The organism is Streptomyces sp. NPDC092370, assembly GCF_044755265.1.
GTDB lineage: Bacteria > Actinomycetota > Actinomycetes > Streptomycetales > Streptomycetaceae > Streptomyces.
This window is the reverse complement of sequence record NZ_JBIVQO010000008.1, coordinates 116,520-141,956: the sequence shown is the minus strand read 5'-3', so window position 1 is coordinate 141,956 and position 25,437 is coordinate 116,520. Positions and strand designations below refer to the sequence as shown.

Sequence of the window (25,437 nt, the reverse complement as noted above, 5' to 3'; positions counted from 1 at the left end):
GGAGCGGTGCCCGTATATGTGTTCGACATGGCCCGACGGGCAACCCGTCGCCCCGGAAAACGCCGCGGGACCCGGCTCCCGAAGGAGACCGGGTCCCGCGCAGACGCAGCGGGGTCAGCGGACGAACACGCCCGCCTGCCCCGCCAGGTCCAGGAAGTACTGCGGCGCCACACCGAGCACCACCGTGACCGCCACGCCCACACCGATCGCCGTCATCGTCAAGGGCGACGGCACGGCCACCGTCGGGCCCTCCGGCCGCGGCTCGCTGAAGAACATCAGCACGATGACGCGGATGTAGAAGAACGCCGCGATCGCCGACGAGATCACACCGATGACGACGAGCGGGGCGGCCCCGCCCTCCGCCGCCGCCTTGAACACGGCGAACTTCCCGGCGAACCCGGACGTCAGCGGAATGCCCGCGAAGGCCAGCAGGAACACCGCGAACACGCCCGCCACCAGCGGGGACCTGCGACCGAGGCCCGCCCACTTGGACAGGTGCGTCGCCTCACCGCCCGCGTCGCGGACGAGGGTGACCACCGCGAAGGCGCCGATCGTCACGAACGAGTACGCCGCCAGGTAGAACAGCACCGACGAGACACCGTCGGGCGTCGTCGCGATGACGCCCGCGAGGATGAACCCGGCGTGCGCGATCGACGAGTACGCCAGCAGCCGCTTGATGTCGGTCTGGGTGATCGCGACGATCGCACCGCCCAGCATGGTGACGATGGCGACGGCCCACATGACCGGCCGCCAGTCCCAGCGCAGGCCCGGCAGGACGACGTACAGCAGCCGCAGCAGCGCGCCGAACGCCGCCACCTTCGTCGCCGCCGCCATGAAGCCGGTCACCGGTGTCGGAGCGCCCTGGTACACGTCCGGCGTCCACATGTGGAACGGCACCGCGCCCACCTTGAAGAGCAGACCCATCACCAGCAGCGCGGCGCCGATCAGCAGCAGCGCGTCGTTGCCCATGGTGCCGGCGAGCGCCGGGTTGACGTCCTGCACGGTGCCGTCGACGACCTGCGCGATCGTCGCGTACGACATCGAGCCCGCGTAGCCGTAGAGCAGGGCGATGCCGAACAGGGTGAACGCCGAGGCGAACGCGCCGAGCAGGAAGTACTTGACCGCCGCCTCCTGCGACATGAGCCGCTTGCGGCGGGCCAGGGCGCACAGGAGGTACAGCGGCAGGGAGAGGACCTCCAGCGCCACGAACAGCGTCAGCAGATCGTTGGCCGCCGGGAAGATCAGCATGCCCGCGACGGCGAACAGCAGCAGCGGGAACACCTCGGTGGTGGTGAACCCGGCCTTGACCGCGGCCTTCTCGCTCTCGCTGCCCGGCACGGAGGCGGCCTGCGCGGCGAAGGAGTCGACGCGGTTGCCGTGCACCACCGGGTCCAGGCGCCGCTCGGCGAAGGTGAACAGGCCCACCAGGGCCGCCAGCAGGATCGTGCCCTGCAGGAACAGGGCGGGCCCGTCGACGGCGATGGCACCCATCGCCGCGATGCGCGCCTTGGTCGTGCCGTACCCGTCGGCCGCGAGCGCCACGACCGCGGCGAAGGCGGCGGCGAGGGCGACGACGGACACGAACATCTGGGCGTAGTAACGCGACTTCCGCGGTACGAACGCCTCGATCAGGATCCCGATGATCGCCGCGCCGACGATGATCAGAGTGGGGGCGAGCTGCCCGTATTCGATCTTCGGCGCGTCGATCTTGGTGATCGGGTCGGCCGCGGTTGTCCACAGGCTGTGGACGGCTGTTGCGCTCACTTGGCCGCCTCCACCTCGGGCTGGGGGTCCTTCTTCTGGACGTCGGACATGGTCTGCTTGACCGCCGGATCGATGATCTGCGTGAGGGGCTTCGGGTAGACGCCCAGGAAGATCAGCAGGACGACCAGCGGGGCGACGACCACCAGCTCACGGATCCTGAGGTCCGGCATAGCGGAGACCTCCGGTTTCACCGGGCCCGTCATCGTCCGCTGGTAGAGGACGAGGGTGTAGAGCGCGGCGAGGACGATGCCGAACGTGGCGATGATGCCGATCACCGGGTAGCGCGTGAAGGTGCCGACCAGGACCAGGAACTCACTGACGAACGGGGCCAGCCCCGGCAGCGACAGTGTGGCGAGGCTGCCGATCAGGAAGGTGCCCGCGAGCACCGGGGCGACCTTCTGCACTCCGCCGTAGTCGGCGATGAGCCGCGAGCCGCGCCGCGAGATCAGGAAGCCCGCGACCAGCATCAGCGCGGCCGTCGAGATGCCGTGGTTGATCATGTAGAGCGTCGCCCCGGACTGGCCCTGGCTGGTCATCGCGAAGATGCCCATGATGATGAAGCCGAAGTGGGAGATCGACGCGTACGCCACCAGCCGCTTGATGTCCCGCTGGCCGACCGCCAGCAGCGCCCCGTAGATGATGCTGATCAGGGCGAGGACGAGGATGGCGGGCGTGGCCCACTTGCTGGCCTCCGGGAAGAGCTGGAGGCAGAAGCGGAGCATCGCGAAGGTGCCGACCTTGTCGACGACCGCCGTGATGAGCACGGCCACCGGGGCGGTGGACTCCTGCATGGCGTTGGGCAGCCAGGTGTGCAGCGGCCACAGCGGCGCCTTCACCGCGAAGGCGAAGAAGAAGCCGAGAAACAGCCAGCGTTCGGTGCCGGTGGCCATGTCGAGCGTGCCGTTGGCGCGGGCCTCGGCGATCTCCTGGAGCGAGAAGTTCCCGGCGACCACGTACAGCCCGATCACCGCGGCCAGCATGATCAGACCGCCGACCAGGTTGTAGAGGAGGAACTTCACCGCCGCGTACGACCGTTGGGTCGCCGCCGCCTTCTCGCCGTGCTCGTGCGCACGGTCACCGAAGCCGCCGATGAGGAAGTACATCGGGATCAGCATGGCTTCGAAGAAGATGTAGAAGAGGAAGACGTCGGTGGCCTCGAAGGAGAGGATCACCATCGCCTCGACGGCGAGGATCAGGGCGAAGAAGCCCTGCGTCGGCCGCCAGCGGCTGCTGCCGGTCTCCAGAGGATCGGCGTCGTGCCAGCCCGCGAGCATGATGAACGGGATCAGCAGGGCCGTGAGCGCGACCAGCGCCACCCCGATGCCGTCCACACCCAGTTCGTAGCGGACGCCGAAGTCGGCGATCCAGGCGTGGGACTCGGTGAGCTGGTAGCGATCGCCCTCCGGGTCGAAGCGGACCAGGACGGTGATCGCCAGGACGAGCGTGGCGAGCGAGAAGAGCAGCGCCAGCCACTTGGCGGCGGTGCGCCGCGCGGCCGGTACGGCGGCCGTGGCGATCGCCCCGACGGCCGGGAGCGCCGCTGTCGCTGTCAGCAGAGGAAAGGACATCGGTATCAGACCGCCCTCATCAGCAGGGTCGCGGCGACGATGACCGCCGCACCCCCGAACATCGAGACCGCGTAGGAGCGGGCGAAGCCGTTCTGCAGCCTGCGCATCCGCCCGGAGAGGCCGCCGACCGAGGCCGCCGTGCCGTTGACGACGCCGTCGACCAGCGTGTGGTCGACGTAGACCAGGGACCGCGTGAGGTGCTCGCCGCCGCGGACCAGGACGACGTGGTTGAAGTCGTCCTGCAGCAGGTCGCGCCGGGCGGCCCGGGTGAGCAGGGAGCCGCGCGGGGCGACGGCCGGGACCGGGCGACGGCCGTACTGGGCCCAGGCGAGGGCGACGCCGACGACCATGCACGCGACGGTCGCGCCGGTGACGACGCCCGCGCTGATCGGCGGGTTGCCGTGACTGTGCCCGGTGATCGGCTCCAGCCAGTGCAGGAACCGGTCGCCGATGCTGAAGAACGCGCCGCCGGCCACCGACCCGACGGCCAGCACGATCATCGGGATCGTCATGATCTTGGGCGACTCGTGCGGGTGCGGCGGGGTGTACTCGCCGCGCGTCTCGGCGGCGGGCTCCACGTCCGGCCGGTCGGGCGACGGCGTCGGGGCGTTGCGCCAGCGCTCCTCGCCGAAGAAGGTCATCAGCATCACGCGCGTCATGTAGAACGCGGTGATGGCCGCGCCGAGCAGGGCGCAGGCGCCGAGGATCCAGCCCTCGGTGCCGCCCTTGGCGAACGCCGCCTCGATGATCTTGTCCTTGGAGAAGAACCCGGACAGGCCCGGGAAGCCGATGATCGCCAGGTAGCCGAGGCCGAAGGTGACGAAGGTGACGGGCATGTACTTGCGCAGTCCGCCGTAGCGGCGCATGTCGACCTCGTCGTTCATGCCGTGCATGACGGAACCGGCGCCGAGGAACAGACCGGCCTTGAAGAAGCCGTGCGTCACCAGGTGCATGATCGCGAAGACGTAGCCGATGGGGCCGAGGCCCGCGGCGAGGATCATGTAGCCGATCTGCGACATGGTCGAGCCGGCCAGGGCCTTCTTGATGTCGTCCTTCGCGCAACCGACGATCGCACCGAACAGGAGCGTGACCGCGCCGACGATGGTGACGACCAGTTGCGCGTCCGGGGCGCCGTTGAAGACGGCCGCGGAGCGGACGATCAGGTAGACGCCCGCGGTCACCATGGTCGCGGCGTGGATGAGGGCCGAGACCGGGGTCGGGCCCTCCATGGCGTCCCCGAGCCAGGACTGCAGCGGCACCTGGGCGGACTTGCCGCACGCGGCGAGGAGCAGCATCAGCGCGATCGCGGTCAGCTTGTCCTCACCGGCGGCGCCGGTCAGCCCGGCCTCCCCGTGACCGCCGAGCACCGGCCCGAAGGCGAAGGTGCCGAACCACAGGAACATGAGCATGATCGCGATGGACAGGCCCATGTCACCGACACGGTTGACCAGGAAGGCCTTCTTGGCGGCCGTGGCGGCGCTGGGCTTGTGCTGCCAGAAGCCGATCAGCAGGTAGGAGGCGAGACCGACGCCCTCCCAGCCGACGTACAGCAGCAGGTAGTTGTCGGCGAGGACGAGGATCAGCATCGCCGCGAGGAACAGGTTCAGATAGCCGAAGAAGCGGCGGCGCCGCTCGTCGTGCTCCATGTACCCGACGGAGTACAGGTGGATCAGGGATCCGACGCCCGTGATCAGCAGCACGAACGTCATGGACAACTGGTCGAGCTGGAAGGCGACGTCCGCCTGAAAGCCCTCCACCGGGATCCAGCTGAACAGATGCTGGGTCATGACGCGGCTTTCGGCGTCCCGGCCCAGCATGTCGGTGAACAGCGCCAGGCCGAGCACGAAGGAGACGGCCGCGAGCAGGGTGCCGATCCAGTGGCCGACGGCGTCCAGCCGCCGTCCGCCGCACAGCAGGACCGCCGCTCCGAGCAGAGGCGCCGCCACCAGCAGCGCAATGAGGTTCTCCACGATTCTTCCGACCCCTTACAGCTTCATCAGGCTGGCGTCGTCGACCGAGGCCGAGTGGCGGGCACGGAACAGGGACACGATGATCGCCAGCCCGACCACGACCTCGGCGGCGGCGACGACCATCGTGAAGAAGGCGATGATCTGGCCGTCGAGGTTCCCGTGCATCCGGGAGAAGGCGACGAACGCGAGGTTGCAGGCGTTGAGCATCAACTCGATGCACATGAACACGACGATCGCGTTGCGCCTGATCAGCACGCCGGTGGCGCCGATCGTGAACAACAGGGCCGCGAGATAGAGGTAGTTGACCGGGTTCACTTCGACGCCTCCTCGGACCGCTGGAACTTCGCCGGCCCGACCACTCTGCGCTCCAGACGCTCCTCGGACCGCTGCTCCAGGGCCTTGAGGTCGTTGAGCGCCTCCCGCGACACGTCGCGGATCTGACCGCGCTCGCGCAGCGTCTTGCTGACGGTGAGGTCGGACGGTGTGCCGTCGGGCAGCAGGCCCGCGATGTCGACCGCGTTGTGCCGGGCGTACACGCCGGGCGCCGGCAGCGGCGGCAGTTGCCTGCCGTCGCGGACCCGCTCCTCGGAGAGTTCGCGCTGGGTCTTGGCCCGCTCGGTGCGCTCGCGGTGGGTGAGCACCATGGCGCCGACGGCGGCCGTGATGAGCAGGGCGCCGGTGATCTCGAAGGCGAAGACGTACTTGGTGAAGAGGAGGGCGGCCAGGCCCTCCACGTTGCCCCCGGCGTTCGCCTGGCCGATGCCGTTGAACTCGGTCAGGGACGCGTTGCCGATCCCGGCGACCAGCAGGACGCCGAAGCCGAGCCCGCACAGCGCGGCCAGCCAGCGCTGGCCCTTGATGGTCTCCTTCAGGGAGTCCGCCGCGGTGACGCCGACGAGCATCACCACGAACAGGAACAGCATCATGATCGCGCCGGTGTAGACGACGATCTGTACGACGCCCAGGAAGTAGGCGCCGTTGGCGAGGTAGAACACCGCCAGGATGATCATGGTCCCGGCGAGGCAGAGCGCGCTGTGCACGGCCCTCTTCATGAGGATGGTGCACAGGGCGCCGATCACCGCGACGGTGCCGAGGACCCAGAACTGGACGGCCTCGCCGGTGGAGGTGGAGTAGGCGGCGAGCTGGGCGGTCATCGGCCGATCACCCCCTCCGACGCGGGTTCCGTCCCGCCGAAGGTCGAGTCGGCCTCCTGCACGACCTCCCCCTTGGAGTGGGCGACCTGGCGCTCGGTGCCTGGCGCGGCCTCCGTCACCAGGCCCCGGTAGTAGTCCTGTTCGTCCATCCCCGGGTAGATGGCGTGGGGCGAGTCGACCATGCCCTCCTCGAGACCGGCGAGCAGCTGCTCCTTGGTGTAGATGAGGTTGGCGCGGCTGGAGTCGGCCAGCTCGAACTCGTTGGTCATCGTGAGCGCGCGGGTGGGGCAGGCCTCGATGCACAGACCGCACAGGATGCAGCGGGCGTAGTTGATCTGGTACACCCTGCCGTACCGCTCGCCCGGCGAGTAGCGCTCCTCTTCGGTGTTGTCCGCGCCCTCCACGTAGATCGCGTCGGCGGGGCAGGCCCAGGCGCACAGCTCACAGCCGACGCACTTCTCCAGGCCGTCCGGATGGCGGTTGAGCTGGTGCCGTCCGTGGAAGCGCGGAGCCGTGGTCTTCTGCTGCTCCGGGTACTGCTCGGTGAGCCGCTTCTTGAACATGGCCTTGAAGGTCACGCCGAAGCCGGCCACGGGGTTCTGGAGACCGGGCTTGGTGTCCTTGGCTTCCTCAGTCATCGGACGCCTCCTTTCCATCCGTAGTTCCGCCCAGAGATCCGTCACTCTGAGTATCGGGCCCGCCACTGACAATCAGCTCCCGCTCACGGCGCGAGCGACGGCGCGGGACCGGCGGGAGTTCCTGTCCGGGCAGGGGCGGTACGGGGAATCCGCCCGCCATCGGGTCGAAGGCGGCCGGGGTCTCGGCCGGCTGTTCGGCCTTCTTGGCCTTCTCGCGGAACAGGTCGGCGACGAAGGAGAGCAGCAGCAGGGCGAGGACGCCGCCGCCCACGTAGAGGGCGATGTCGGCGAAGTCGTAGCCCTCGTTCCTGAAGGCCCTCACGCTCGCGACGAGCATCAGCCACACCAGCGAGACCGGGATGAGGACCTTCCAGCCGAGCTTCATCAGCTGGTCGTAGCGGACGCGCGGGAGGGTGCCGCGGATCCAGATGAACATGAACAGCAGCAGCTGGACCTTGACCGTGAACCACAGCAGCGGCCACCAGCCGTGGTTGGCGCCCTCCCAGAAGGTGCTGATGGGCCAGGGGGCGCGCCAGCCGCCGAGGAACAGCGTGGTGGCGACGGCCGAGACGGTCACCATGTTGACGTACTCGGCGAGCATGAACATCGCGAACTTGATCGACGAGTACTCGGTGTTGAAGCCGCCGACGAGGTCGCCCTCGGACTCGGGCATGTCGAAGGGGGCCCGGTTGGTCTCGCCGACCATGGTCACGATGTAGATGATGAAGGAGACCGGCAGCAGCACGATGTACCAGCGGTCGGCCTGCTGCTCGACGATCGTCGAGGTCGACATCGACCCCGAGTAGAGGAAGACGGAGGCGAAGGCGGCGCCCATCGCGATCTCGTAGGAGATCATCTGCGCGCAGGAGCGCAAGCCCCCCAGCAGCGGGTACGTCGAGCCGGAGCTCCAGCCCGCGAGCACGATGCCGTAGATGCCGACCGAGGCGACCGCGAGGATGTAGAGCATCGCGATCGGCAGGTCGGTGAGCTGCATCGTGGTGCGCTGGCCGAAGATCGAGATCTCGTTGCCGGCCGGACCGAAGGGGATCACCGCGATCGCCATGAAGGCCGGGATGGCCGCGATGACCGGCGCGAGGACGTACACCACCTTGTCCGCGCGCTTGACGATCACGTCCTCCTTCAGCATCAGCTTGATGCCGTCGGCGAGCGACTGGAGCATGCCCCAGGGGCCGTGCCGGTTCGGGCCGATGCGCAGCTGCATCCAGGCGACGACCTTGCGCTCCATGACGATGGAGACCAGCACGGTCATCATCAGGAAGGCGAAGCAGAACACCGCCTTGATGACGACCAGCCACCAGGGGTCGGTGCCGAACATCGAGAGGTCTTCAGCGGCGAGGTACGGGCTCATGCCTCCACCTCCTTGGGGGCCTCGCCGGCGAGCGTCGCCGGACCGATGCGGACGAGGGAGCCGGGCCGCGCCCCGGTGTCGGAGGCGACGCCGCCACCGGTGGAGTTCAACGGCAGCCACACCACCCGGTCGGGCATGTCACTGATCTGGAGCGGCAGTTCCACCACTCCCCGGGGACCGGTCACCGCGAGCAGGTCGCCGTTCTTGACGCCCGCCTCGGCGGCCGTCGCGGACGACACCCGCGCACGAGCGGCGTGCCGGGTTCCGGCGAGTGCCTCGTCGCCCTGCTGGAGGACGCCCTGGTCGAGCAGCAGCCGGTGCCCCGCGAGTACGGCTTCACCGGCGGCCGGCCTCGGCAGCACGGCCGCGGTCTCCAGGGGCTCACCGGCCCGCGGGCCGTCCCAGGCGCCGAGCCGGTCGATCTCGCCGCGCACGGTGCGCAGGTCCGGCAGTCCGAGGTGGACGTCCATGGCGTCGGCCAGCATCTGCAGCACGCGCGCGTCGGTGGGTGCCGAGCTGCGGGTCATCTGGTCGGGCTTGAGCGCCGCCTCGAAGAAGCGGATCCGGCCTTCCCAGTTGAGGAAGGTGCCGGCCTTCTCGGCGACCGCGGCGACAGGCAGGACGACATCGGCCTTGCGGGTGATCTCGCTGGGCCGCAGTTCGAGGGAGACCAGGAAGCCCACCTCGTCCAGGGCGGCACGCGCGCGTGCCGGGTCGGGAAGGTCGGCGATCTCCACGCCCGCCACCAGCAGCGCCTGGAGCTCTCCGGTCGCGGCGGCCTCCACGATCTGGCCGGTGTCACGGCCGTAGCGGTGCGGGAGACCGGCGACGCCCCAGACCGCGGCGACCTCGTCCCGCGCGCGCGGGTCGGTGGCCGGGCGTCCGCCCGGCAGCAGCGACGGCAGCGCTCCCGCCTCGATCGCGCCGCGCTCCCCGGCCCGGCGCGGGATCCACACCAGCCGGGCGCCGGTCGAGGAGGCCGTGCGGGCGGCGGCCGTGAGCCCGCCGGCCACGGCGGCCAGCCGCTCGCCGACGACGATGACCGCGCCCTCGGTGCGCAGCGCCTCGGCGGCGAGCGCACCGTCGTCCTTCAGGCCGGCGCCGCTCGCGAGCGCGTCCAGCCACTCGGTCTCGGTGCCGGGCGCGGCCGGCAGCAGCGTGCCGCCGGCCTTCTCCAGACCGCGCGTGGCGTACGTGGCCAGGGAGTAGACCTTCTGCCCGTGTCCCCGCCAGGCCTTGCGCAGCCGCAGGAAGACGCCGGGCGCCTCCTCCTCCGCCTCGAACCCGACCAGCAGGACGGCCGGTGCCTTCTCCAGCGCGGTGTAGGTGACACCCGTGCCGTCGAGGTCCCGGCCGCGCCCGGCGATCTCGGCCGCGAGGAAGTCGGCCTCCTCGCTGCTGTGCACGCGTGCGCGGAAGTCGATGTCGTTGGTGTCGAGCGCCACGCGCGCGAACTTGCTGTACGCGTAGGCGTCCTCGACGGTGAGGCGCCCGCCGGTCAGGACTCCGGTGCGGCCCCGGGAGGCCAGCAGCCCCTGCGCCGCGATCTGCAGCGCCTCCGGCCAGGAGGCCGGTTCCAGCTCACCCTCGGCGTTGCGCACCAGCGGCGTCTCGAGCCGGTCGCGCTGCTGCGCGTACCGGAACCCGAACCGCCCCTTGTCGCAGATCCACTCCTCGTTGACCTCCGGGTCGTCGGCCGCGAGCCGCCGCATGACCTTGCCGCGCCGGTGATCGGTGCGCGTGGCGCAGCCGCCGGAGCAGTGCTCGCACACCGACGGGGAGGAGACCAGGTCGAAGGGGCGGGAGCGGAATCGGTACGCCGCCGAGGTCAGAGCGCCGACCGGGCAGATCTGAATGGTGTTGCCGGAGAAGTACGACTCGAACGGGTCGCCCTCGCCGGTGCCGACCTGCTGGAGCGCGCCCCGCTCGATCAGCTCGATCATCGGGTCGCCCGCGACCTGGTTGGAGAACCGGGTGCAGCGTGCGCACAGCACGCACCGCTCACGGTCGAGCAGCACCTGCGTGGAGATCGGCACGGGCTTCTCGTAGGTCCGCTTGCGGCCCTCGAAGCGGGACTCGGCGTCGCCGTGCGACATGGCCTGGTTCTGCAGCGGGCACTCGCCGCCCTTGTCGCAGACCGGGCAGTCCAGGGGGTGGTTGATGAGCAGGAGCTCCATCACACCCTTCTGGGCCTTCTCCGCGACCGGGGAGGTGAGGTGGGTCTTGACCACCATCCCGTCGGTGCAGGTGATGGTGCAGGACGCCATGGGCTTGCGCTGGCCCTCGACCTCGACGATGCACTGGCGGCAGGCACCGGCCGGGTCGAGCAGGGGGTGGTCGCAGAACCGGGGGATCTCGATGCCGAGCTGCTCGGCGGCCCGGATGACCAGGGTGCCCTTGGGCACGCTGATCTCCACGCCGTCGATCGTCAGCGACACGAGGTCCTCCGGCGGGACCGCCGCTTCTCCCCCGCCGGAGGGAGAGCTGGTGGTCACGGTCATGCGTTCACCTCCGTGCGGTCGGCCCAGGCCGTCGACTTGGCCGGGTCGAAGGGGCATCCCCGGCCCGTGATGTGCTGCTCGTACTCCTCGCGGAAGTACTTGAGCGAGGAGAAGATCGGCGAGGCGGCGCCGTCGCCGAGGGCGCAGAAGGACTTGCCGTTGATGTTGTCGGCGATGTCGTTCAGCTTGTCGAGGTCGGACATCTGTCCCTTGCCGGCCTCGATGTCGCGCAGCAGCTGCACGAGCCAGTAGGTCCCTTCGCGGCAGGGCGTGCACTTGCCGCAGGACTCGTGGGCGTAGAACTCGGTCCAGCGGGTGACGGCACGGACCACGCAGGTCGTCTCGTCGAAGCACTGGAGGGCTTTGGTGCCGAGCATGGAGCCCGCGGCACCCACTCCCTCGTAGTCGAGGGGCACGTCGAGGTGCTCGTCGGTGAACATCGGGGTCGAGGAGCCGCCCGGCGTCCAGAACTTGAGGCGGTGCCCGGGGCGCATCCCGCCGCTCATGTCGAGGAGCTGGCGGAGCGTGATCCCGAGCGGCGCCTCGTACTGGCCGGGGCTGGCGACATGGCCGCTGAGGGAGTAGAGCGTGAAGCCGGGCGACTTCTCACTCCCCATCGACCGGAACCATTCCTTGCCCCGGTGCAGGATCGCGGGAACCGACGCGATCGATTCGACGTTGTTCACCACAGTCGGGCACGCGTACAGGCCCGCGACGGCGGGGAAGGGGGGACGCAGCCGCGGTTGGCCCCGGCGGCCTTCGAGCGAGTCCAGCAGTGCGGTCTCCTCACCGCAGATGTACGCGCCCGCGCCCGCGTGCACGGTGATGTCGAGGTCGAGTCCGCTGTCGAGGATGTTCTCGCCGAGGAAGCCCGCCTCGTAGGCCTCGCGCACGGCGGAGTGCAACCGCCGCAGCACGGGGACGACTTCACCACGCAGATAGATGAAGGCGTGCGACGACCTGATGGCGTAACACGCGATGATCATGCCCTCGATGAGGCTGTGCGGATTCGCGAAGAGGAGCGGGATGTCCTTGCACGTCCCGGGCTCCGACTCGTCGGCGTTGACAACGAGATAGTGCGGCTTGCCGTCCCCCTGGGGAATGAACTGCCACTTCATGCCCGTGGGGAATCCCGCGCCGCCGCGTCCGCGCAGACCGGAGTCTTTGACGTACGCGATCAGGTCGTCCGGCGACATGGCGAGCGCCTTGCGCAGCCCTTCGTACCCGTCGTGCCGGCGGTAGACGTCCAGCGTCCAGGACCTGTCCTCGTCCCAGAAGGCCGACAGCACCGGTGCGAGCAGCTTTTCGGGGCTGGTGTCTTTCAGCTCGGGTGCCAAGGTCATCACTCCCCCTCCTCGGCGGTGGGCCCGGCCGGGTGGGCAGGGTCGGAGGCCGATGTGTCCTGCGGCGCGTCGTGCGAGCTCAAGTGCTCCGTCGGTGACGGCTCGTGCGGTGCCCCGGTGCGGGCCGCCTCACCGCGCGGGTGCACCACGCGCGCGGGAGAGGCCTCGCCCTTGGCGAGCTTGAGACCGACCAGGGAGGCGGGTCCCGCGCTTCCCCCGGACTCGACGGCCCCGTCCCGCTCGTCGGGGAAGCCGGCCAGGACCCGGGCGGTCTCCTTGAAGGTGCACATGCGCGCCCCGCGGGTGGGCGTGACCGGCCGACCCGCGCGCAGGTCGTCGACGAGGCTCTTGGCGCTGGCGGGGGTCTGGTTGTCGAAGAACTCCCAGTTGACCATCACGACCGGCGCGAAGTCACAGGCCGCGTTGCACTCGATGTGCTCCAGGGTGACCTTGCCGTCGCCGGTGGTCTCGCCGTTGCCGACGCCGAGGTGCTCCTGGAGCTCCTCGAAGATCGCGTCCCCGCCCATCACGGCGCACAGGGTGTTGGTGCACACCCCCACCTGGTAGTCACCGCTCGGCTTGCGCCGGTACATGGTGTAGAAGGTGGCGACCGCGGTGACCTCGGCCGTGGTCAGGCCGAGTACGTCCGCGCAGAATCGCATCCCGGTGCGCGTGACGTGCCCCTCCTCGGACTGCACGAGGTGCAGCAGCGGCAGGAGGGCGGACCGGGAGTCGGGGTAGCGGGCGATGATCTCGCGCGCGTCCGTTTCCAGGCGCGCCCGGACGTCGTCCGGGTAGGCGGGTGCGGGCAGTTCGGGCATGCCCAGGCTGACGCCCCGCTCGGAAGATGAGGTGGTCACCGGTCGACGCCTCCCATCACGGGGTCGATGGACGCGACGGCGACGATGACGTCGGCGACCTGGCCGCCCTCGCACATCGCCGCCATGGCCTGAAGGTTGGTGAAGGACGGGTCGCGGAAGTGGACCCGGTAGGGGCGGGTGCCGCCGTCGGAGACGACATGCGCCCCGAGTTCGCCCTTGGGCGACTCGACCGCCACGTAGGCCTGGCCCGGCGGGACCCGGAAGCCCTCGGTGACCAGCTTGAAGTGGTGGATCAGGGCCTCCATGGACGTGCCCATGATCTTCTTGATGTGGTCGAGGGAGTTGCCGAGCCCGTCCGGCCCCAGGGCGAGCTGGGCGGGCCAGGCGATCTTCTTGTCGGCGACCATGACCGGGCCGGGCTGGAGCCGGTCCAGGCACTGCTCGACGATCCTGAGCGACTGGCGCATCTCCTCCAGGCGGATGAGGAAGCGGCCGTAGGAGTCGCAGGTGTCGGCGGTCGGGACGTCGAAGTCGTACGTCTCGTAACCGCAGTACGGCTGTGCCTTGCGCAGGTCGTGGGGCAGGCCGGTGGAGCGCAGGATCGGGCCCGTGGCGCCGAGGGCCATGCAGCCGGCCAGGTCGAGGTAGCCCACGTCCTGCATACGGGCCTTGAAGATGGGGTTCCCGGTGGCGAGCTTGTCGTACTCCGGGAGGTTCTTCTTCATCTTCTTCACGAACTCGCGGATCTGGTCCACCGCGCCGGGCGGAAGGTCCTGGGCGAGTCCGCCGGGGCGGATGTACGCGTGGTTCATCCGCAGGCCGGTGATCAGCTCGTAGATGTCGAGAATGAGTTCACGATCACGGAATCCGTAGATCATGATCGTGGTCGCGCCGAGCTCCATGCCGCCGGTGGCGATGCACACCAGGTGCGAGGAGAGCCGGTTCAGCTCCATCAGCAGCACGCGGATGATCGAGGCCCGGTCCGGGATCTGGTCCTCGATGCCGAGGAGCTTCTCGACGCCGAGGCAGTACGCCGTCTCGTTGAAGAACGGCGTCAGGTAGTCCATGCGCGTCACGAACGTGGTGCCCTGCGTCCACGTCCGGTACTCGAGGTTCTTCTCGATGCCGGTGTGGAGGTAGCCGATTCCGCAGCGGGCCTCGGTGACGGTCTCGCCCTCGATCTCCAGGATCAGGCGGAGCACGCCGTGCGTGGACGGGTGCTGCGGTCCCATGTTGACGACGATGCGCTCGTCGTCGGCGCGGGCAGCGGACTGGACGACGTCGTCCCAGTCACCGCCGGTGACCGTGTACACGGTGCCCTCGGTGGTCTCGCGAGGGGAGGCGTGCGAAGTGCTCATGAGTACGACCTCCGCTGGTCCGGAGCCGGGATCTGGGCGCCCTTGTACTCGACGGGGATGCCGCCGAGGGGATAGTCCTTGCGCTGCGGAAAGCCCTGCCAGTCGTCCGGCATCATGATCCGCGTCAGGGCCGGGTGGCCGTCGAAGACGATTCCGAAGAAGTCGTACGTCTCGCGCTCGTGCCAGTCGTTCGTCGGATAGACCGAGAACAGCGACGGGATGTGCGGGTCGCTGTCGGGGGCGCTGACCTCCAGGCGGATCACCCGGTTGTGGGTGATCGAGCGCAGGTGGTAGACGGCGTGCAGCTCGCGCCCCTTGTCGTTCGGGTAGTGCACGCCGCTGACGCCGGTGCACAGCTCGAAGCGCAGGGCCGGGTCGTCGCGCAGGGTGCGGGCGACGCGGACGAGGTGCTCGCGCTCGATGTGGAAGGTCAGCTCGTCCCGGTCGACGACCGTCCTCTCGATGGCGTTGCCGGGGACCAGGCCCTGTTCCTCCAGCGCGCCCTCCAACTCGTCGGCGACCTCGTCGAACCAGCCGCCGTAGGGGCGGGCCGCCGGTCCCGGGAGCCGGACCGAGCGGACCAGGCCGCCGTAGCCGGAGGTGTCACCGCCGCTGCTGGCGCCGAACATGCCGCGCTGGACGCGGATCTCCTCGCCGCCCTGGCCGCGCTGGCCCGGGAGGTTCTCCGCGGAGAGGTCCTTATCCGGGTTGACCCCGTTGCCGTTCGCTTCGCTCACCGCAGCAGCCCCTTCATCTCGATGGTGGGCAGCGCCTTGAGCGCCGCTTCCTCCGCCTCGCGGGCCGCTTCCTCGGCGTTCACGCCGAGCTTGGAGCTCTGGATCTTCTGGTGGAGCTTGAGGATCGCGTCCATCAGCATCTCCGGCCGTGGCGGGCAGCCGGGAAGGTAGATGTCGACCGGCACGATGTGGTCGACGCCCTGGACGATCGCGTAGTTGTTGAACATGCCGCCGGACGAGGCGCAGACCCCCATGGAGATCACCCACTTGGGGTTCGGCATCTGGTCGTAGACCTGCCGCAGCACCGGCGCCATCTTCTGGCTCACCCGGCCGGCGACGATCATCAGGTCCGCCTGGCGCGGCGAGCCCCGGAAGACCTCCATGCCGAAGCGCGCCAGGTCGTAGCGGCCCGCGCCGGTGGTCATCATCTCGATGGCACAGCAGGCGAGGCCGAACGTGGCGGGGAAGACCGAGGCCTTGCGCACCCAGCCCGCGGCCTGCTCGACGGTGGTCAGCAGGAAGCCGCTCGGCAGCTTTTCTTCGAGTCCCATGACGTGTGGCTCCTCAGTCCCATTCCAGGCCGCCGCGCCGCCACACGTACGCGTACGCGACGAAGACGGTGAGCACGAAGAGCAGCATCTCCACGAGCCCGAAGATCCCCAGGGCGTCGAAGGTGACGGCCCAGGGGTAGAGGAAGACGATCTCGATATCGAAAATGATGAAGAGCATCGCCGTCAGGTAGTACTTGATGGGGAAGCGCCCGCCGCCGGCCGGCGTGGGGGTCGGTTCGATACCGCACTCGTAGGCCTCGAGCTTGGCGCGGTTGTACCGCTTGGGCCCGATCAACGTGGCCATCACCACGGAGAAGATCGCAAAGCCTGCCCCGAGGGCTCCCAGTACGAGGATGGGCGCATAAGCGTTCACCGCTCCTCGCTCCTCTCAGTCGGCACTGACTGCTGGCGGATTGCATCGGGCTCACATCCGCCCCACCCGTCCCTCGAACCCCGCCCGCCCCGGCGAAGATCGGGAACATGTGAAGCAGGTCACAAGCCCAACCGCGTGCATCTTATGCCCGGCGCTCTGTGATCTGCGACACGGGGTATTCCACAAGCTTTGTGATCTCCACCACCTGACGATCGATCATGAAGTCGGATGAGCGGTGATCTTCACACGCGAAGCGTCCGAGTGATCACGAGAGGTGACATTTTGGCTCGTCATCGCAGGCCGGAGGGGTCGTCTCAATATCAAGAGGGTTCTCTTGCATGCAAATTGGCGATGGAGTTGATCTCTTGATAGAGGCGCGTTCACACGTCAGGGGGTGCGCGGGGCGGGGTGTGGACGCGTGCACGCGTTCACGATCTCCGCGAGCCCGTGACCCGGCCGTGACCTACGCGCCGGGACGCGGTCGTCGGGGCAACCGTTCCGTGACCTCCGTCACATCGATGAGAGGTCCGTGAGAACAGGGCTTGGCCAATCGACCCAACCGATGGTAGGTGCGGGGCAATTCGGGCGTATTGATCAAACGCCGTGATCACAGGCTGGTCACGATGCGCCCGCAATGTCCGTTAGGGCGTCAATAAAGAGGCTCGTCGGGGGTTTTTGAGGGCCTGGCTGAACAACTGTGGCGCAGCACACGTTTCTTGAAGATATGAAGGAGCCCCTGGTACCGGTTATTCCCATGTCCCACACCGCTCACATACGCAGCCACCGGAAACCCCGCCGCAGCGCGACCTCTTCGATCGCCATGCGTGCCGGAGTTGCCGGTGGCGTCCTCAGCATGGCGGCGGCAGGTGCGTCGGCTTCGGCGAGCGCCGCCGAGCCGGTGACGCAGACCATCGAACTGCCCACCCTGACGGCCGACCTGTCCGCCCAGGTGGCCCAGTCCGCGGCCGCCACCCAGCAGACCGCCGCGAACTACGAGCTGCGCGCCGAGCGCGACGCGGCGGCCGCCAAGGCCGCCGCGGAGGCCAAGAAGGACCTCGCCGAGGCGAAGAAGAAGGCGGAGGCCAAGAAGAAGGCCGCCGAGGCCGCCCGCAAGGCAGCCGCCGAGCGCGCCACGCGCAGCGCCGAGCGCGCCACGCTCTCCGTCTCCGCCTCCGCGTCCACCTCCACGTCCGTGTCGGCGCCCGCCAGCGGCAGCGTCGCGACGGTCATCTCGTTCCTCAAGGCCCAGCTGGGCGACGCCTACGTCATGGGCGCCACCGGTCCCAACGCCTGGGACTGCTCCTCCCTCGTGCAGGCCGCGTACAAGCAGGTGGGTGTGGACCTGCCGCGCGTCTCGCAGGACCAGTCGATGGCCGGCACGGACGTCCCGCTGTCCAGCGTCCAGGTCGGCGACATCCTGTACTGGGGCGGCAAGGGCTCCGCGTACCACGTGGGCGTCTACATCGGAAACGGTCAGTACCTGGACGCGGCCAACCCCTCCAAGGGCGTCGTCATCCAGGACCTGTCGGGCTACCCGGCGTCGGGCGCGGTGCGCGTCCTCTGACGTCCCCGGCCGTCTGACACCTCCGCGCAAACGGGCTTGAGGGCCGCTGCCACTTCGAGGCAACGGCCCTCCCGGCCTGTCCGGGGCCATCAGGCCCCGCGACCCCCGGCCCGCCTCCGACAGCGCTGCAGGCACCCTCAGGGCCCTTCTCGGGGGCACCTGGCGCCGCCGTCCGCCCCATACGGCTCATGAATGCGCGCCACATGCCCGAATTGCCCCGACTTGCCGGAGCGTTGACGGGTCGCAGGCCGAACACCGCGCCGGGCGGCCCGCATCTGGAACGGACCGCCGGCATCACGGACCGGCTCCCCCGCCCGGGCGGTCGGCCGCGGGCCGACACCCCGCCAGGCTGCCGGCATCGCAGGCGGGCCACCGCCAGCGCGGGCCGACCGACACCGGCGCAGGCCGACAAGCCGCCCAGACCAGCGGCACAGCCAGCAGACATCCGGCTCAAGCCGTCCGGCACCGCAGGACGGCCACCCGCCCCAAGCCACCGGCGCAGGCCGACAAGCCGCCCAGACCAGCGGCACAGCCAGCCGGCATCCGGCTCAAGCCGTCCGGCACCGCAGGACGGCCACCCGCCCCAAGCCACCGGCAGCCGGGAGGCCGACGCCCTGTCAGCCCCAAGCCGCCGCAGCGGGTGCCGACGCCCCGTAGCCCCAAGCCACGGCAGCCGGGCACGGGCGATCCGTCAGCCCCGAGCCACCGGCAGCCGGGAGGCCGACGCCCCTTCAAGCCGCCCGCGCCGCCGGCCGGCCCCGCTCAGGCCTTCGGTGCCACCCTGCTCAGGCCGTTGATGATGCGGTCCATCGCGTCGCCGCCCGTCGGGTCGGTGAGGTTGGCGAGGAGCTTCAGGGTGAACTTCATCAGCAGGGGGTGCGTGAGGCCGCGCTGGGCCGCGATCTGCATGACCTTCGGGTTGCCGATGAGCTTCACGAAGGCGCGGCCGAGCGTGTAGTAGCCGCCGTAGGTGTCCTTCAGGACGCGCGGGTAGCGCTGGAGGGCCAGTTCACGGCTCGCGGGGGTCGGCCGGGCGTGGGCCTGGACGATGACGTCGGCGGCGATCTGGCCGGATTCCATGGCGTAGGCGATGCCCTCGCCGTTGAAGGGGTTCACGAGGCCACCGGCGTCTCCGACGAGCAGCAGGCCCTTGGTGTAGTGCGGCTGGCGGTTGAAGGCCATCGGGAGCGCGGCGCCGCGGATCGGACCCGTCATGTTGTCGGGGGTGTAGCCCCAGTCCTCCGGCATGGACGCGCACCAGGCCTTCAGGACCTCGCGCCAGTCCAGCTCCTTGAAGGAGTCGGAGGTGTTGAGGACGCCCAGGCCGACGTTCGAAGTGCCGTCGCCCATGCCGAAGATCCAGCCGTAGCCGGGCAGGAGCCGGTCCTCGGCGCCGCGGCGGTCCCACAGCTCCAGCCAGGACTCCAGGTAGTCGTCCTCGTGGCGCGGGCTGGTGAAGTACGTGCGCACCGCCACCCCCATCGGGCGGTCCTCGCGGCGGTGCAGGCCCATCGCCAGGGAGAGCCGGGTGGAGTTGCCGTCGGCGGCCACGACGAGCGGCGCGCGGAAGGTGACCTCCCGCTTCTCCTCACCGAGCTTGGCGTGCACACCGGTGATGCGGCCGGTGCGGTCGTCGATGATCGGCGCGCCCACGTTGCAGCGCTCGAAGAGCCGGGCGCCGGCCTTCTGGGCCTGCCGGGCGAGCTGCTCGTCGAAGTCGTCGCGCTTGCGGACGAGGCCGTAGTCGGGGAAGGAGGCGAGATCGGGCCAGTCGAGCTGGAGTCGCACCCCGCCGCCGATGATGCGCAGGCCCTTGTTGCGCAGCCAGCCGGCCTCCTCCGAGATGTCGATGCCCATCGCCACGAGCTGCTTGACGGCACGCGGGGTGAGGCCGTCGCCGCAGACCTTCTCGCGTGGGAACTCGGTCTTCTCCAGCAGGAGGACGTCGAGTCCCGCCTTGGCGAGGTGGTAGGCGGTGGTGGAGCCGGCCGGCCCCGCGCCCACGACGATCACATCGGCGGTGTTCTCGGAGAGGGGCTCGGTCACGACGGTCACGGCGGGATCTCCCCAAGTTCGTCAATCTTGCGTGCCGACCGGCACTGGACATGGGCAGTCTATGCAGCAGCATTCATCACCCGGCTGAAGGGCTGCCTCCGTGAACCGAGCTCTCCCCGCTGTGCGGCTTCGCGTCCCCACGCACGAGGACGCGTTCGTCTGGCACCGGATCTTCGACGACCCGGACGTCATGGAGTTCCAGGGGGGCAGGGCCGCGGAACTCTCGGTCTACGAGGAGCTCACCGCCCGCCAGCGCCGGCACGACGCCGAACTCGGCTTCTGCCTGTGGACCGTGCTCGACGAGTCGGGCCAGGTCATCGGGTTCACGGGCGCCCAGCCGTGGGAGCGGGCCTGGGGCCCGGCGGGCGAGATCGAGATCGGGTGGCGGCTTGCCCGGGAGCACTGGGGCAAGGGTTACGTCACCGCGGCCGCCCGGCAGACGCTGGAGCGGATGCGGGCGACCGGCGTACCGGGCGTCGTGGCGATGGTCGACGCCCGCAACAGCCGCTCCATCGCGGTGACCCGGCGCCTGGGGATGCGTCTCGCCGAGACGTTCACGACACCGGCGCCACAGCGGACGGGGCACTGCTACCGGCTCGACCTCCAGGCCGCTGACTGGCAGTAGTCGACTGTCACAGAAAGACACCTGTCGCTTTCGGCCGGTGCGGGAGGGAGTTACCCTTCCGGTACCGCTGGGGGTGACATCTGTGCACATGTCCCGCAAGACACCCGACGTGCGCGTCCCGCGCCTGGTCGGTCTGATGGCCGTGGACGCGCGGGAGACGGCCCGGGCCCAGGGTCTGTTCCTCAGCGCGCCGGACCGGCCCGAGTTCCACCTCGCCGTCGTCGACTACGTCGTACGCCAGTATCCGCAGGCCGGAGTCGAGGTGCCGCGGGACTCGATGGTCTACGTGTGGTTCGACTTCGGCCCGGGCGAGGGCGGCGGGGGCGTGCACGAACCGCGACTGCCGCGTCCGCCCCGGGGCGGACTCCAGCGGGAGCTGGACGAGCCGGGCGACGACCCGTACCGGGTGCTCAGCCCCCGCTAGAGCGATCAGTCCTGCTTGAAGCCCCGGTGCAGGGCGACGATTCCGCCGCTCAGGTTGCGCCAGGCCACCCGGGACCAGCCCGCCTTGCCCAGCCGCTCGGCCAGGGCGGGCTGGTCGGGCCAGGCGCGGATGGACTCGGCGAGGTAGACGTAGGCGTCGGGGTTGGACGACACGGCCCGGGCGACCGGCGGCAGGGCCCGCATCAGGTACTCGGTGTAGACCGTGCGGAACGGCGCCCACGTCGGGTGTGAGAACTCGCAGATCACGATGCGCCCGCCGGGCCGGGTCACCCGGTGCATCTCGCGCAGCGCGGCGTCCGTGTCCTGCACGTTGCGCAGCCCGAAGGAGATGGTGACGGCGTCGAAGGTGTCGTCCTTGAAGGGCAACCGGGTGGCATCGCCTGCGGTGTAGGGCAGCCAGGGCTGCCGCTGCTTGCCCACTCGGAGCATGCCCTGCGAGAAGTCGCAGGGGACGACGTAGGCGCCGGTGCGGGCGAAGGGCAGCGAGGAGGTCCCCGTGCCGGCCGCCAGGTCGAGGATCTTCTGCGCCGGGCGCGCGTCGACCGCCTTGGCGACCTCCTTGCGCCATCGCCGGTCCTGGCCGAGGGACAGCACGTCGTTGGTCAGGTCGTACCGTTCCGCCACGTCGTCGAACATCGAGGCGACTTCGTGCGGCTGCTTGTCCAGGGATGCGCGGGTCACGGGCCCATTCTTGCAGCACGCCCGCCGGGCAGGAGCCGCGGCTGCTTCCGTGCCGCCACGTTCTCGACCGAGCCGCGCAGCAGCACGAACACCGCGATCGGCACCCGGCCCACGCCGGACTTGGACCACAGGCGGTCCAGCGGTCAGGTACGCCTCGAAGGCGGGCACGTCCCAGAACCGGTCGATCAGCGGTACGGCGGGGATCAGCGCGATCTCGTGCCAGAGGTGGATCGTCACGGCCCGCGCGTTGAACACGGTCACGAGCCGGTCCAGCCGCCGGAAGCGGGCCGTCCCGGCGAAGTCGGTCCCGAAGCAGCTTGGCGTACATCAACAGCGTCACGAACCCCCGCCCAGAAGGTCGGGGCGAGCGGGTTCTCGTCGAGGTCGTACGTGCCGTACTCCGCCTGGTGCGCGAAGGCGTACCAGCCGCCGGACGCGAGGGCGGCCGGCGCGGGCGGGACCACCGCGGCAGGCCGCAGCCGCGCCAGGACACCCTCCTGGTGGGCGAAGCCGAGGGAGCCGGCCCTCCGGCGGCTGCCACACGAACTGCGGGACCAGGACCGGCACGGGGGACGCGAGCAGGGCTGCCGATGTGGTCGACGGTCCGGGACAGGCAGTGCGCGGACGGCTCCGACTCGGCCGGGGCGCCGACCGGTTGAAGCGGGATGACGCAGGAGCCGGGGGCGTCCGGCAAGGCGCTCGCGGGCTGATCCGTCCCGGGGTCAGCGGGACCGGTACACCAGCCGGCCGGCCAGCACGGTCGCCACACAGGTGGCCGCGCCGCGCTCCCGCAGGGCCGTCTCGTCGGGTACGTCGAACACGGCCAGGTCGGCCCGGCCGCCGACGGCCATCGGGCCGTGGACGGTACCCGCGAGGTCGTACCCCTCGGCGAACGGGTCGAGGTCGGGCCGCTCCCCGAGCAGCGTGCCGGGCGCCCTCGTGGTCCCCACGACGGTCAGTCCGGACCGGGCGACGGCCGTGGCCACCAGCGGATCGCGGAAGCGTGCGCCGGGCGAGGCGACCGCCGTCGTGCCGTAGCGCAGCATCCGCTGCACACCGCGCCGCACACTGCCCGACCAGCGGGTCTCGGTGAGCTCGCCCAGGGCCGCCAACCGCTCGCCCCACAGGGGCTGTTCGCCCAGCTCGTCGGCTTCGCGCGGGTCGGGGTGGTAGCAGTGGCGCAGCAGCCACAGCGGGTGCCACTGCCGCAGACCCGGGGTGAGCACGCCCGGCCAGTGCCGTACCCGCGCGCCCGGCGCACTGTCGACGGCGTCCTCGTACGGCTCGACGGCGATGATCCGGTCGCCGTCCACCACGACGGCTCCGTCCACGACGGCTCCGTCCACGCCCGGTGCGCCGCCCGCCGGCAGGACCAGCGGGGCGGTGTGGATCGTCAGCACGGCCAGGTCAGTTGGGGGCCAGCAGCTTCAGCTCGGGGTGAGCCGTGCCGCCTTTGATGGCCGTGGAGGAGATGTGCGAGACCACCCGGTCGTCGACCGGGTCGTTCGCCGGGTCGTCGTGGACGACGAGGTGCTCGTACGTGGTCGCGCGCTGGGCGGGCACGCGGCCCGCCTTCCGGATCAGATCGATGATCTCCATCCGGTTGGACCGGTGCTTGGCACCGGCCGACGACACCACGTTCTCCTCCAGCATGATCGAGCCGAGGTCGTCGGCGCCGTAGTGCAGGGAGAGCTGCCCGACCTCCTTGCCCGTGGTCAGCCACGAGCCCTGGATGTGGGCGATGTTGTCCATGAACAGCCGCGCGATGGCGATCATCCGCAGGTACTCGAAGAGCGTCGCCTGCGTGCGGCCCTTCAGGTGGTTGTTCTCGGGCTGGTAGGTGTACGGGATGAAGGCGCGGAAGCCGCCCGTGCGGTCCTGGACGTCCCGGATCATCCGCAGGTGCTCGATGCGCTCGGCGTTGGTCTCGCCGGTGCCCATGAGCATGGTGGAGGTGGATTCCACGCCCAGGTTGTGCGCGATCTCCATGATCTCCAGCCAGCGCTCGCCGGACTCCTTCAGCGGGGCGATGGCCTTGCGGGGCCGCTCGGGCAGCAGCTCGGCACCGGCACCGGCGAAGGAGTCGAGGCCGGCGGCGTGAATGCGGCGGATCGCCTCCTCGACGGACACCTTCGAGATCCGGGCCATGTGCTCGACCTCGGACGCCCCCAGGCTGTGGATGACCAGCTGCGGGAATTCCTTCTTGATCGCCGCGAAGTGCTGCTCGTAGTACTCGACGCCGTAGTCCGGGTGGTGCCCGCCCTGGAACATGATCTGGGTGCCGCCGAGCTCGACGGTCTCCGCGCACCGGCGCAGGATGTCGTCCAGGTCACGCGTCCAGCCCTTGGCGGTGTCCTTGGGAGCGGCGTAGAACGCGCAGAACCGGCACGCCGTGACGCAGACGTTCGTGTAGTTGATGTTGCGCTCGATGATGTACGTCGCGATGTGCTCGGTCCCGGCGTACCGGCGGCGGCGTACGGCGTCGGCGGCGGCGCCCAGCGCGTGCAGCGGGGCGTCCCGGTACAGCACGAGTGCTTCGTCCGGGGTGATCCGTCCACCGGCGGCTGCACGGTCGAGGATGGGCTGAAGGTCGGCCTTCTCGGTCACCGGGCGTCCCTTTCGTAAGGGTTGTGGACGGACCAGCCCAGCGTACGCCAGGGGTTGGAGGGGCTGGACGTCAGGCCGTGCGGGCCGGGCCGGGGTACTCCGGGTACGGGGTGGGCGCCTGCGCCGGAGGCGTCAGGCGCCGCGGCCCGCGACGCCGGGCGAGCCACAGCACGATCGCGGCGTAGAGCAGGTCGGTGGCCACGGCGGCGAGGGCCAGCGACCAGGGCGCGTCGGCCGCGGTCTCGTCCGAGGACAGCCCGCCGACGACCGCGGCGGAGGCGCCGAAGGCCAGCAGGTTGTTCAGGACGTGCAGGGCGATGGCCGCTTCCAGTCCGCCGGTGCGGATCGTGAGCAGTCCCGCCACCAGGCCGTTCACCAGCAGACCGAGGAACCCCCATCGGGTGCCCCAGCCGTGCGCCGCGGCGAACAGCACGGCCTGCGGAAGCACCGCGAGCCACGGCGAGCGCACGAAGGCGCCGACCGCCTGGGTCAGCCAGCCGCGGAAGACGTACTCCTCGGCCGCGGCCTGCAACGGGACGAGAGCGGCCAGCACGGCCAGGGCCACGAGGAAGGACCTCCAGCCCACCCATGTGTCGGACTCGCCGGACTCGCCGGAGTCGCCCGGCAGGAGGAAGGCCGTCACCATGAGCAGCAGGATGGGCGGCAGCGCGGCCAGCAGACACCACCCGAGCCAGCCGGTCCGCAGCCGCCCGGTCACCGACGAGACGGTTCCGACCGGCCGTCTCGCCGGCCACAGCGTGGCCAACAGCACCAGGGGCAGGGCTATCGCGATGGCCACCAGGTCCATCGCGGTGTTCCCCAGTGGCCCTAAATCGGCGCCGCCGTCCGGCAGTTCCGGCAGCCCGGCCATCGTTGCGAGCACGTAGGAGGCGACGGCCAGCGCGATGACCAGCACGGCGTAGCCGCAGACCACCATCAGGGTGCCGACCAACGGCCGCCACCAGCGGTGACGGCCTGTGGTGCGGTCCATGCGGTGGTAGGGGTGGCCGGCGGGGTCGGGGGCAGGGGCCGGGGCCGGGGTGTACGGGATCGGGCCGGTGGGGTACGGGGATGCGTTTGTCATGATCAGCATCATTACAGTGCCGGTTGCGCTTGGGGGGCTGTCCACGGCCGTCGCCCTGTTCGGCACGGTGAGCGCCGTCGTACGGCCGCGGCGGATGTGGGCCGCATCAGCGGCGCGCCCTGCCCGGGGGGCGCGGTTACTCGGCGTTCTTCTCCCCGCGTACGGGCTGTACGTCGCCTACCCCGTCCTCGGCGGCATCGCCGGCTGATCGCCGGTTGATCCCCACGAGC

Annotated in this window: 23 protein-coding genes and 1 pseudogene; 4 read left to right on the top strand and 20 right to left on the bottom strand. The window is 70.1% G+C overall.

Features of this window, described 5'->3' with window-relative positions; all coding sequences use genetic code 11:
- Window positions 1–114: 114 nt before the first annotated feature.
- From nuoN to ACIQHQ_RS24110, 14 genes are read right to left on the bottom strand one after another with little or no spacing between them, the layout of a single operon-like run.
- On the bottom strand, window positions 115–1,764 hold the full coding sequence (gene nuoN / locus ACIQHQ_RS24175; protein ID WP_402614900.1) for an NADH-quinone oxidoreductase subunit NuoN: 1,650 nt from the start codon (window positions 1,762–1,764) through the stop codon (window positions 115–117).
- Window positions 1,761–3,332, bottom strand: a complete 1,572-nt coding sequence (locus ACIQHQ_RS24170) for an NADH-quinone oxidoreductase subunit M (RefSeq protein WP_402614897.1) — start codon at window positions 3,330–3,332, stop codon at window positions 1,761–1,763. Before ACIQHQ_RS24170 ends, nuoN begins: the two co-directional genes overlap by 4 nt.
- 5 nt (window positions 3,333–3,337) lie before the next feature.
- Window positions 3,338–5,302, bottom strand: coding sequence for an NADH-quinone oxidoreductase subunit L (nuoL, locus tag ACIQHQ_RS24165; protein ID WP_402614894.1), 1,965 nt, complete (start codon window positions 5,300–5,302; stop codon window positions 3,338–3,340).
- 15 nt (window positions 5,303–5,317) lie between these two features.
- Window positions 5,318–5,617, bottom strand: coding sequence for an NADH-quinone oxidoreductase subunit NuoK (nuoK, locus tag ACIQHQ_RS24160; RefSeq protein WP_003992252.1), 300 nt, complete (start codon window positions 5,615–5,617; stop codon window positions 5,318–5,320).
- Window positions 5,614–6,456, bottom strand: coding sequence for an NADH-quinone oxidoreductase subunit J (locus ACIQHQ_RS24155; protein ID WP_402614890.1), 843 nt, complete (start codon window positions 6,454–6,456; stop codon window positions 5,614–5,616). Before ACIQHQ_RS24155 ends, nuoK begins: the two co-directional genes overlap by 4 nt.
- Window positions 6,453–7,094, bottom strand: coding sequence for an NADH-quinone oxidoreductase subunit NuoI (gene nuoI, locus ACIQHQ_RS24150; protein WP_402614887.1), 642 nt, complete (start codon window positions 7,092–7,094; stop codon window positions 6,453–6,455). The genes ACIQHQ_RS24155 and nuoI overlap by 4 nt, the downstream gene beginning before the upstream one ends.
- Complete coding sequence (nuoH, locus tag ACIQHQ_RS24145; protein WP_402614884.1) at window positions 7,087–8,463, bottom strand: NADH-quinone oxidoreductase subunit NuoH; 1,377 nt, start codon at window positions 8,461–8,463, stop codon at window positions 7,087–7,089. Before nuoH ends, nuoI begins: the two co-directional genes overlap by 8 nt.
- Entirely contained in the window at window positions 8,460–10,964 is a 2,505-nt protein-coding gene (locus tag ACIQHQ_RS24140) for an NADH-quinone oxidoreductase subunit G (RefSeq protein ID WP_402614881.1), read from the bottom strand. Before ACIQHQ_RS24140 ends, nuoH begins: the two co-directional genes overlap by 4 nt.
- The gene (gene nuoF, locus ACIQHQ_RS24135; RefSeq protein WP_402614878.1) at window positions 10,961–12,307 is read right to left on the bottom strand and encodes an NADH-quinone oxidoreductase subunit NuoF; all 1,347 of its coding nucleotides are present in this window, start codon (window positions 12,305–12,307) and stop codon (window positions 10,961–10,963) included. Before nuoF ends, ACIQHQ_RS24140 begins: the two co-directional genes overlap by 4 nt.
- Window positions 12,307–13,167 (bottom strand): NADH-quinone oxidoreductase subunit NuoE, encoded by an 861-nt coding sequence (nuoE, locus tag ACIQHQ_RS24130; RefSeq protein WP_402614875.1) that lies wholly within the window; start codon window positions 13,165–13,167, stop codon window positions 12,307–12,309. The genes nuoF and nuoE overlap by 1 nt, the downstream gene beginning before the upstream one ends.
- A complete protein-coding gene (locus tag ACIQHQ_RS24125) occupies window positions 13,164–14,486 on the bottom strand; it encodes an NADH-quinone oxidoreductase subunit D (protein ID WP_402614872.1) in 1,323 nt (440 codons plus the stop codon). Before ACIQHQ_RS24125 ends, nuoE begins: the two co-directional genes overlap by 4 nt.
- The gene (locus tag ACIQHQ_RS24120) at window positions 14,483–15,223 is read right to left on the bottom strand and encodes an NADH-quinone oxidoreductase subunit C (protein ID WP_402614869.1); all 741 of its coding nucleotides are present in this window, start codon (window positions 15,221–15,223) and stop codon (window positions 14,483–14,485) included. The genes ACIQHQ_RS24125 and ACIQHQ_RS24120 overlap by 4 nt, the downstream gene beginning before the upstream one ends.
- The gene (locus ACIQHQ_RS24115; protein ID WP_007383964.1) at window positions 15,220–15,774 is read right to left on the bottom strand and encodes an NADH-quinone oxidoreductase subunit B family protein; all 555 of its coding nucleotides are present in this window, start codon (window positions 15,772–15,774) and stop codon (window positions 15,220–15,222) included. Before ACIQHQ_RS24115 ends, ACIQHQ_RS24120 begins: the two co-directional genes overlap by 4 nt.
- A 13-nt stretch (window positions 15,775–15,787) precedes the next feature.
- A complete protein-coding gene (locus ACIQHQ_RS24110; protein ID WP_003974383.1) occupies window positions 15,788–16,147 on the bottom strand; it encodes an NADH-quinone oxidoreductase subunit A in 360 nt (119 codons plus the stop codon).
- Between the two features lie 724 nt (window positions 16,148–16,871).
- Here ACIQHQ_RS24110 and ACIQHQ_RS24105 point away from each other — a divergent pair.
- Window positions 16,872–17,711, top strand: a complete 840-nt coding sequence (locus tag ACIQHQ_RS24105) for a C40 family peptidase (RefSeq protein WP_402614866.1) — start codon at window positions 16,872–16,874, stop codon at window positions 17,709–17,711.
- Window positions 17,712–18,473: 762 nt separating this feature from the next.
- Here the strand turns inward: ACIQHQ_RS24105 and ACIQHQ_RS24100 are convergent.
- The gene (locus ACIQHQ_RS24100; RefSeq protein WP_402614863.1) at window positions 18,474–19,766 is read right to left on the bottom strand and encodes a geranylgeranyl reductase family protein; all 1,293 of its coding nucleotides are present in this window, start codon (window positions 19,764–19,766) and stop codon (window positions 18,474–18,476) included.
- A gap of 100 nt (window positions 19,767–19,866) precedes the next feature.
- Here ACIQHQ_RS24100 and ACIQHQ_RS24095 point away from each other — a divergent pair, with 100 nt between their 5' ends.
- Both ACIQHQ_RS24095 and ACIQHQ_RS24090 read left to right on the top strand, forming a co-directional pair.
- Window positions 19,867–20,391 (top strand): GNAT family N-acetyltransferase, encoded by a 525-nt coding sequence (locus ACIQHQ_RS24095; RefSeq protein WP_402614860.1) that lies wholly within the window; start codon window positions 19,867–19,869, stop codon window positions 20,389–20,391.
- 88 nt (window positions 20,392–20,479) lie between these two features.
- Entirely contained in the window at window positions 20,480–20,815 is a 336-nt protein-coding gene (locus tag ACIQHQ_RS24090; protein WP_402614857.1) for a PASTA domain-containing protein, read from the top strand.
- A 5-nt stretch (window positions 20,816–20,820) separates the two neighbouring features.
- Here the strand turns inward: ACIQHQ_RS24090 and ACIQHQ_RS24085 are convergent, their stop codons facing one another.
- The 5 genes and pseudogenes from ACIQHQ_RS24085 to ACIQHQ_RS24065 all read right to left on the bottom strand — a co-directional run bounded on the left by ACIQHQ_RS24085 (window position 20,821) and on the right by ACIQHQ_RS24065 (window position 25,207).
- A complete protein-coding gene (locus ACIQHQ_RS24085; protein ID WP_402614854.1) occupies window positions 20,821–21,516 on the bottom strand; it encodes a demethylmenaquinone methyltransferase in 696 nt (231 codons plus the stop codon).
- Window positions 21,513–22,098: pseudogene (locus tag ACIQHQ_RS24080) on the bottom strand (acyltransferase); the annotation flags it as partial. The gene ACIQHQ_RS24085 and the pseudogene ACIQHQ_RS24080, both read right to left, overlap by 4 nt.
- 140 nt (window positions 22,099–22,238) lie before the next feature.
- Window positions 22,239–22,916: a hypothetical protein gene (locus ACIQHQ_RS24075; protein ID WP_402614851.1), complete on the bottom strand. Its 678-nt coding sequence runs from the start codon at window positions 22,914–22,916 to the stop codon at window positions 22,239–22,241.
- Window positions 22,917–22,923: 7 nt separating this feature from the next.
- Window positions 22,924–24,123 carry a cyclic dehypoxanthinyl futalosine synthase gene (mqnC, locus tag ACIQHQ_RS24070; protein WP_402614849.1) on the bottom strand — a complete coding sequence of 400 codons (1,200 nt, stop codon included), beginning with the start codon at window positions 24,121–24,123 and terminating at the stop codon, window positions 22,924–22,926.
- 70 nt (window positions 24,124–24,193) lie between these two features.
- Entirely contained in the window at window positions 24,194–25,207 is a 1,014-nt protein-coding gene (locus ACIQHQ_RS24065) for a lysostaphin resistance A-like protein (RefSeq protein WP_402614846.1), read from the bottom strand.
- Between ACIQHQ_RS24065 and ACIQHQ_RS24060 the strand changes: the two genes are divergently transcribed.
- Complete coding sequence (locus ACIQHQ_RS24060) at window positions 25,206–25,415, top strand: hypothetical protein (RefSeq protein WP_402614843.1); 210 nt, start codon at window positions 25,206–25,208, stop codon at window positions 25,413–25,415. The two genes, ACIQHQ_RS24065 and ACIQHQ_RS24060, sit on opposite strands and share 2 nt — an antisense overlap.
- The last annotated feature ends 22 nt before the right edge of the window (window positions 25,416–25,437 follow it).